Genomic DNA, 9,765 nt, shown 5'->3' with positions numbered 1-9,765 from the left:
CCAATTCCGGCAAAATACGTCACTTTCAGCACGCCTTCCACCTGTTCTAACCACTGAATGCCATCCTCGGAAATTGGCTGATCACATTCCACCACCATAACTGCCTGCTCACCCTTGGCAGAACGATACACCTGCATGGTCGCAATGTTGACATTTTTCTTTGCCAGCATGGAAGTAACTGCCACGATACATCCCGGCTGATCCATATTGTGTACGATCAGTGTCGGACATTCCCCTGAAAATCCAGTGTTGATGCCATCGATCTTATCAATACTGATCCGTGAACCACCGATGGAAGACACCTGTACTTCCGTATATTTTTCTCCGACACCGGTTAATCGGATCACTGCCGTATTCGGATGAGCTTCCTCCAGATGCGCCTCACCAAACGCCACCGTTATCCCACGCTGTGCAGCAATCTCGAAACTGTCTGCGATCTGGTAGTCATCCGGCTGCATCCCCAGCAGACCTGCAACCAGCGCTTTCTTCGTACCATGTCCTTCCCCAGTTGCCAGAAAGGATCCATACAAAAGGATCTCTGCTTTGCAGATCGGTTCTCCCAACAGTTTTCCTGCCACATAACCCATTCGCACGGCTCCCGCAGTGTGGGAGCTGGATGGTCCGACCATGATCGGACCTACGATATCAAATAAATCCATCGCTGTACTCTCCTTATTTTTCGGTCTGTTTATTTATAATGACGCAGACAGTAGACCGCATCATAGCGCAGACGCAGACGGATCCGCCAGTTACTTTTTTTGTCTACTTCTGAAATTTTTGTCAAAAATGCGTCTACCGTACGCTCCTCAAACTGCTTGAGGATCATGCCTCCGTATGCTGCCTTTTCCAAAAGAACACAGACACGTTTGTACTCTCCCGGACTGGTCTCAGAAAAAGTATCTGCAATCGCGGTATCGGTATCTTCCATATTCCATCCAAGACTTGCATCAATTCCACGGATCGCAAGCAAATGATAAATTTTCTTCGTCTTGTATCCAATCCGCTCGCTGTCTGAAAAATAGCTTTCATGCTGTTTCCAGATGTATTCTGCCAGTATTCTTAAAATCTCTAATACAACAAAGATAGCAGTAAGCAGGATCACCAGCAAACCAACAATCCCAAGACAGATGGCTGCCACATTAAATACTTTTTTCAGGATTTCCGGTGCTTTTGAACCCTGATTACCGGAATTTTTCACAATGTTTGTATCATAGCCATTGTTGCTTAACGCCGCATTTTTCTGAACGGTATCCGGCAGACTTACCATCTGCTGTAATGATACAGAATCGAAATAATATCCCGGTGTCACATCTACCGGAAGCCAGCCGATTCCGTCAAAATAAACTTCTACCCATGCATGTGCATCTTTGCCGGTCAGAGATACCTTTCCGCCGTTTGCTGCGGACTGTTCCTCTGATACAAAATACCCTTCTACATAACGCGCCGGAATTCCATGTACCCGCAGTGACTCTACTGCTGCGGATGCATACAACATCGAATTTCCCTGTCTGGATTTTGTCAGGAAATAGCGGATCGGATCATAACTTTCCGGTGCTGCCATCGGTTTTTCCACATATTTCACGTTATTATTTAACACCGCTCGTACCTGACTTAAGGCACTGTAGATACCATCGCTTTCCGGATCATAATCATCCCAGAAAATTTCATTCATCAATTTCACCGTATCTGCATCTGTCTGTGTATAATTCTCATATACAAAATCACGATACACTGATTCCGTTTGGCAATACTGTTTCTGCGCCTCTGTGGTCGGATCGCTTACCCAGTCCTCTGCCACTGTCAGCTCTGCCGGTCTGGAACCGGACAGTTCTGTTCCGGAATAAGAACCAGCTCCACGCCAACCGGTACTAAACAGTCGGGAAGAACGTTTCTCTTTATAATTGGAACCGTTTACTTCCTCCATGCTGACTGGCAGATAGAAATAATATCGGGAAGCGTCTGTCACCGAAATACTCAGCTCATTTTCTTCCGGCTGGTTGTCCTCGGAGCAGAGTGCATAATATTCTGCCACCTGCATCTGTGGGTGAAATCCCTGCTGTAAAAACCATTTCATGATTCCGGCATTTTCATTGCCATACGTATAAGAAGGCAGTTCATGCCATACTCCATTCTGATATACTTCGCCTACAAAGCCTCGCAGATAGAGCATTTTCTGCTGCCCTGTCTGAACCTGGAGCATCTCATTCGAATTTTTCTGCAAGGAAGCTGCCTGTCTGAGATCTCCCTCCGGCAGAGAATCCTCACCGTAACGCCAGGTTCGGATCTGTTCCTTCCACTGTTGTCTTGCCTGTGTCACAGAATCCAGATTTTCCTGTGGAAGCGTCAGACCACCGATCACGACAATCACCGACACCACTACAAAACAGAACAGATTTCTGGCAGTAACGTAACCGCCCTGAATTGCCAGAAATAATCCGGCTAATCCGATCAAAAACAGCATGCCCATATATGGTTGAAACATACCTGTCATCAATGCAAGCATCGTCCATGCCATACTGTATCCAATGCCACAGATCACTTTACGGTCTTTTACCATCCACCAGCAAAACTGTGCACAGAAAATGACCATCAACAGTGTAAATGACTGCATTGCCACATTTTCCTGCGAAACGGAAAGCAATGCCACACCACCATCGTGTACTTCATTCCAGTACATAAGGATCATGTTAATCCAACTTTTGGCACCGGTCCAATATCCGTGAAAACCGGTCAGGATCAGTACCAGAAGCCATGGTCCTCCATAGTAGAATACCTTCATCCACTGTTTTTCTCTCTTTCTCTGTGACAACACACAGCAGACCAGTGTGGCGATCATCAGCAAATATACCATTGCCGATATCGACGGATACTCATTCCCCTCTGCATGCAGTACACTCAGACTGCCAAGGCACAGACAGAGGCTCAAAAGAAGGTGGATTCCTACTTTAATATGTAATTTTCCCTCACTCTCCGGTACAATCCGGTCAACGGTAAACTGTTTTTTCGTACGTTTCATAGTAATCTATTATCCTTAACAAATAATCCGGTACATTTCTTCTGTCTTATCTACCGGTATATCGGTCATTTCACAGCTTCCACTCACGCTGCTGATCACTGTATCCAGATCTGCTCTGGCACTGACCACGGTGGTTCCAATCTGACCACTTAACGTATGCAGATTTTGCTGATATACGCCTGCAGACAGGATCAGTAACCGTGTAAAATATTCTTCCAGATGCTCTGTGATAAAATATTGCAGCGCCTGTCCACTGTACTCTGGAATCGGACTGCTCATCCACAACATCAGCATCCGCTGCAGATCCCGTCGATCCCGCACTTCACAAAGCTGCAGACCATTTTTACCCGGAACCGCCATACAGAATGCACATCCAAGCCGCAATAACTGTTCTCCGATCGCAGTACCAAATGCTACAGCTGTATTGATTTCTTCTACAGGATTTTCCTGCGGTTCTCCATGTTCGTCTGCTGCTTCTATATTCATAACTTTACGTCCCAGATCCGGTAAAAGTACCATATTGTAATGAGACGGATCGCTGGCTTCCCGCAAAATGAGATTCTCTGTCTTGCTGGAAAGCTTCCAGTGTACCAAACGGATATCGTCTCCCGGCACATATTCCCGGATATCAAACATCTCACTTGGATCATTTCCTTTCCGGTTCTGCATGCGCCCTTCTTCACGGGGTGCTCCAATGGTTGCCCGGGACATTTCCACATGCACGTTCACGGAACGCGGATATACGATGGTCTGTACCGTCTCAAAGGGACGAATTTTCCTTCGAAATAATTTTAACAGATCCTGCAGTAAAATCTCTGCACACTGTATCTTCACTTCCCCACAGCGCCGCGCCGGAATGGTCAGCTCCACTTCCCTGGATTTACCGGACAAATACATGAAATAATATTTGCGTTCTGTACTGCAAAACATGGTATTTTCAATATCCACGCCCATCAGAATACTACGTGCTGCATACAGAGGGAATCTGGAATACATCTTTACCTTTACTTTCAGGTCTTTTCCTTCCTGTGTTCCGGAAACAATTTCCATATCCACCATCATATTTCTGGCATCTACACGGCTCAATACAGCCATCAGCACGGCAAGCACCACCATCATGATCAGCAGAAATAACAGGAACCGATTACTGAATAAGAAAACAAGCACTGCCAGACACGCCATCAGGACAAGATAGCCGATCCTGTTTTTGTTCATATCCTTTACTCCTCTGTTCCAGGTCTGAGTTTCAGCAGAATCTCTCCCAGAATATCTTTTGCCTGAACGCCTTCTACCTGCGCCTGTGGACGCAGCACCAGACGGTGTGCACATACATCACAGAATACACTCTGTACATCTTCCGGAATCACATAATTACGCTCCCGGATCAGCGCATTTGCCCGCGCCATTTTAACAAGTGCAGAAACACCACGCGGAGAGATACCAAGTTCGATCAGCGGATGACGTCTGGTCTCCTCACACAGACGGATCGCATAACGCAGTACGCTGTCTTTTAACTCTACAGAAGACAGATAGTTCTGCACTTCCAGTACGTTCTGTGCATTTGTCACCGGTTTGATATCCAGCAGCGGATTGTGATAACGCTGCGCGGTAATGATCTGCATCTGGCTCTCAAGCGTCGGATAACCGATGGACAGACATACCATAAAACGGTCTAACTGTGACTCCGGCAACGGCTGTGTTCCGGAGAATCCCAACGGGTTCTGTGTTGCGATACAGATAAACGGCAGTGGCAGCACATGTGTCTCACCATCGATACTGATGGTATTTTCTTCCATAACCTCCAGAAGTGCTGACTGCGTCTTCGGTGAAGTACGGTTGATCTCATCTGCCAGAAGAAGCTGACAGTTTGCAGCTCCTTCCCGGTATTCAAATTCATTCGTCTGACGGTTAAACATCGTAAAACCGGTAATATCTGACGGCAGTGTATCTGTTGTAAACTGAATACGTTTATTGCTGAGTCCAAGCACTTTGGAAAATGCCAGTGCCAGTGTTGTCTTTCCGACACCCGGAGCATCCTCCAGCAGTACATGTCCTCCTGCATAGATTGTCATAAGTACTTTTTCGATGATCTCTGTTTTACCGATAAAAGCCTTGCTGATCTCTTCTACGATCTGTTTTGACTGTTCCACGATCATTCCTGTGTATCCTCCTGTTCCGGGATCGCCGCATCTGTATCTTTTGTCACTACATCTGCATCCTCACTCTTTTTCTTATCCTTGTCTGCAGATGTATCTTCTGACTCTGCACTGTCTGCATCTTCATGGTCGGAATCTGTACGGTCCGCACCTGTATTTTCAGAAGCGGCGGTATCCAGATTTCCGATTCCTGTATTTACCATCCATATATTGGAATTTTCATAAACTGTATTGCCAGAAACATCCGTATTGGTATTTTCCTCTGTGGTTCCTTCCGTCGTACCATCTGGATCAGTATCCGTTGTCTCTCCGGAGCCATCCGAAGTATTGTCTTCTACCTGCTCCGGGTCCAGTCCCATCATGGCACGGATACGGTTATGGGATACTACCAGACGCTTGTTCACTTCTGTCAAAATCTCCTCATTCGTCGGTTCTGTACCATTCTGTTCTGCCAGATCTGCCTCAACTCCTGCCCACATATCTTCCGCAGTATCATAGCCGGCAAAAATGTACTCCCACATACTAATATAAAAGTCTTCCCAGCCTTCCGGTACCTGAATATGAATGCGGCTGTCATCGATTCCAAAGGAGAACGGCACTCCATTAAGGATATCATCATCGCTTCGGAACAAATTCGGCGCCCAGCCTTCAAATACCAGCGTAACGCTGTCGCTCTCCACACCGGCAAAGGCATTGCTGTAAATAGCAGACAGACCATTTGGAATTACTACTTTCTGCAGATTTTTCGCCTTGGAAAAAGCACCCGTTCCAATATTATCCAGATATCCTCCGGATGCCAGTCCGATTGTTTCTGCATCCAGCGTTGCTTCCGTACAATATGACGGCACTCCGGTCAATGTGACAAATCCATAGCTGTCAACCGTATACTCATACCATTCTGATAATCTGGATACCTCCTCCATTCCTAATGCTTTTCGTGCACGGTTCTCTGCTTTCAGCAATGCTTCTGCCACATAAGCATCTACTTCTTCATCTGACGGGAACTCCCAGGTATCCCAGTTTATATGCTGCCATCGAATATCTTCCCACATTCGATCGTATGCAGACTTATTCGGATAATCAATATAACCGGCAAAAGCATAGCGCCAGTCACGTATATACATTTCCTTTGAACTCTCCGGCACATGAATCCGTAATTTTTCCAGTTCTTCTTCCTCTGTCCAGCCATAATTAAACTGATATTCCCTCGTTCCATAAAGCATCAGCTTCGGGGCTGATTCGCTGTTAAAGTATATATCCCGCAGACTGTCACATCCGGTAAATAATCCGAAATAAACTGCGGAATTGTCAAGGAACTCACCAAGCGACACGTTTGTCATATTTTTACAATCTTGAAATACACCCTCTCCCAGATAAACACTGGCATCTACCGTAAAATCTGTAATGGAATTACAACTGGTAAATGCATCGTTATCCAGATAGAAAAAGGTTCCTGACAAAGTGATACTTCCACCCAGATCTGAATTGCGGAATGCACCCGGATCCAGCCAGTGCAGTCCCAACATATCATCCCAGTTTACAGAATAACTTCCGGATGGACTTTTCGTATCCGCCAGCGCATAGTGAAACAGCTCCGTGGTGCTCTCCGGCAATGTCACCTGATCTGACACTTCTCCGCCTGACCGCAGGCCAATCCATGGAGATCCATTACTATCCAAACCATATAACATTCTGGCATCTCCACCAATATCCACCAGACCATAAGAGGCTACCCCTGATGCTGCCGTAAAAGAAAGATGCCCGTCAAAGTAACCGGTAGAATCCGTCGGCGTATAAAAATAATACAGTCCGGTATTAATCGAATAACTGTCAGAAATCAGCGGCGCGTAATCATCTTCCATGATGCCTTCCATCGCATTGGATGCCACAAATCGCAGACTGTCACATCCGCAAAACGCCTCATTTCCAATTGTGATCGTATCGGTAGAATTGATCAAAATTCCCTGCAGCCCGATACAGTCTTCAAAAGCTTTGTAACCAATCTTCTTGATACTTTCCGGAAGTGTTACCCATTCCAGATCCTGACAGTCAGAAAAGGCCTGCTCTGCAATGGCATTGATTTCAAGCGAAGTTCCATCCTCTGCTGTCATTGTACCATCAAAAGAGGTAAGATTCTCCGGCACACTCATCAGCATAATGCCCGCATCTGATATTCTGTAATAGTAACCCTCTGCTGATTTCTGTAGCAGTTCTACGGAAACATCCTTATCCGTTCCGGAATCAGCCAGTTCTTCTTTTACTGTATCATACTGCTTCTTGGAATAACACCAGATAGCAGTTACATCACTGTCATTTAAGCATCCGTCTTCCAGATGAAGTGTTGTTCCATTTTTAGGCAAAATCAGTGTCTCAATACCTGTTCCTTTGGAAAAAGCATCTTTTTCAATCTGTTTTGCAGTATTTGGCAATGTAACGGATGTATTATTTTTTGAAACGATTCTGCGTATTTCACCTTTACTGCTTATAACAACACCACTTTTCATCGTGTATGTAACGGACGGATCATCCGCAGATGCCACACTGTTTTCGGTTCCATAGCGGATATTTGCATTATTCTCCTCCAGAAACTCCTCCATATAAGACTCCGGTACTACCAGTTTACAGTGATTAATATTTTCATAACTGAGTGACGGTACACCATCCAGCGTCTCTGCCTCAATATGAATCTCGGATATCTGATTATCTGCATTCAGGTTTATATTGGTAATCGCCGCAGGAATTGTCAGTTTCTTTAATTTGTAAGGAATTCCAAGGATTTCCGTAGCTTCTTTGTTCAGCAACACACCCTCGTCTGTGGACTGATAAACCGGATTATCCTCATCTACCAGATAGCCACGGTTGACATGTAATCCTTTACTGCTGTCAGCAAGATATATTACCGTATCCGGGATTTTCAAATAGTCAACATCCAGATCTGTGGATTCGTCAATCGACACTGCCTGAATATATTCCGGCACAGTCAATTCATCATATTGCATTCGGTCAAGAATCGTACCATCCTTCATTCGTTTAACAGCTTTATTTGAAATACCTGTCAGTGTCTGCAAATAAGTCAGACTGTTTCCAGATGGATCAATTTTCCCGTCATCTGTCATCCAGAACACATTAAGCTGAACTGTATATTCACTGCTGAGTGGTACGTTCTCTGCCGGTTCAAGGATATGTCGTCCCTCTGTGGAAGTATATAACCACGAAACCAGTTTTCCATCTTCCATCCATCCAGGGAACAATGTTGTTAACGGTTCGGTTCCCAGATAGTCCCACTGAAACCGATACAGATTCACAATGGAGCCTACCTCCGGATTTTGATCATAATTCAGAATCGTATCTGTATCGATCACAGAATTTTCTTCCTGAATTTCTTTGGAAAGTACAAAGATACGATTTGCTTTTAAACCATACGGCACCTGACGCTCTACCCATGGTTTATTTTTGGTCAGTCGATAAGACACCTTGATAATCATGGTATCATCCGTCACCGTGGTCGGAATCGTCAGTGGAAATTGATCTTTCCAGGTTGTACCGCCATCAAAAGATACCGCATCAATCCGGATAAACTGATTCAGAGCACTTTCTCCCCAGACATAGCGATTTTCCCGGTCATTGGAATATACGAACGTATCCAGCGAATTATATATCAGCGTCTGATCAATCGTCTGTCCTTTATACATATAAACGGCATCCGCATCCCAACGCTGACAGATTACCACACCTGCATAGTCACCATCTTCATCTTCGGTAACATCTGAGATGCCATCATCCGGATATGGATGATCAATAACACCATCTACCCGGTTATTCCATTCTTTCTTTACTTCGGGATCTTTCGCGGTTGCAGACGGTCTTTTGTTATCAGAACCACCGTTATTGTTGTTGGAATTGTTATTCCCATTATTTTTGTCATCTGTGGACGGTGTTTTATTTGTATCAGAGCCGGAATTATTGCTGCTCCCATTTCCATTCGTGCTGTTCTGGCTATTTCCACTGCCATTACTGGCACCATTTCCATTCGGATCCGTGATCTGCCCGGTTCCGTTGCCGTTGATAATGATATCTGCATTGGAAGTATCATCCGTCAGATTATAGACCCCGCCATTCTGACTGCCAGTTCCATTCTGTGTACCGGTGAACTGATCGTTATTTCCACTGGCATCGCCACTGTTCACGCCAACGGTTACAGCTGTCGCACGACCATTCTGCAGATCTTTCTGGAAGAGATAGTCCGACTGGTTTGCATTTTCCTGATTGTTGTCCTGCTGATCATTCTGATTTTTTTCCCAGAGTTCACTGTTATCGCCGTTATCATCCTCGGTATGCTCTACCTGATCCTTGTTATCGGAAAAAACGACCTGATTATTCTGAAGCTTACGGTTGGAATCTTTTGGTTGAAAATTCACCCCGCTCTGGTAGGCAACTGCCACCGTTACCGCACCTGCCGTGATCACAGAAGCAGCAGCGATCGCCACACCCACTTTTTTATTTCTATTTTTCATCTATTATACCCGCTTTTCTCTTGCGCATAATCTTTCAAGAATGCTCCGGCATTCTTGTTGCGAGGTGCGCGTCATGCAA

The 9,765-nt window shown here is 45.3% G+C and carries 5 protein-coding genes; all 5 read right to left on the bottom strand.

Translation table 11 applies throughout. The features are described from left to right. Nucleotides 1-659, bottom strand: a 659-nt coding sequence (gene sdaAB / locus LG34_RS04815; protein ID WP_109215085.1) for an L-serine ammonia-lyase, iron-sulfur-dependent subunit beta, incomplete at its 3' end; no start/stop codon positions are given. A 29-nt stretch (nt 660-688) separates the two neighbouring features. Then, a complete protein-coding gene (locus LG34_RS17040; RefSeq protein WP_242979801.1) occupies nt 689-3,016 on the bottom strand; it encodes a transglutaminase-like domain-containing protein in 2,328 nt (775 codons plus the stop codon). 15 nt (nt 3,017-3,031) lie between these two features. Next, complete coding sequence (locus LG34_RS04805) at nt 3,032-4,231, bottom strand: DUF58 domain-containing protein (RefSeq protein WP_181369290.1); 1,200 nt, start codon at nt 4,229-4,231, stop codon at nt 3,032-3,034. A 5-nt stretch (nt 4,232-4,236) separates the two neighbouring features. Beyond that, a complete protein-coding gene (locus LG34_RS04800) occupies nt 4,237-5,172 on the bottom strand; it encodes an AAA family ATPase (protein ID WP_109215083.1) in 936 nt (311 codons plus the stop codon). After that, entirely contained in the window at nt 5,169-9,686 is a 4,518-nt protein-coding gene (locus tag LG34_RS04795) for a leucine-rich repeat domain-containing protein (RefSeq protein ID WP_109215082.1), read from the bottom strand. The genes LG34_RS04800 and LG34_RS04795 overlap by 4 nt, the downstream gene beginning before the upstream one ends. Nucleotides 9,687-9,765: the final 79 nt, after the last annotated feature.

Origin of the sequence: Eubacterium ramulus (genome assembly GCF_003122485.1) — a bacterium.
GTDB classification, from domain to species: Bacteria; Bacillota; Clostridia; order Lachnospirales; family Lachnospiraceae; genus Eubacterium_I; species Eubacterium_I ramulus_A.
The sequence above is the reverse complement of the archived record's forward strand: the minus strand, read 5'-3'. Positions and strand labels throughout refer to the sequence as shown.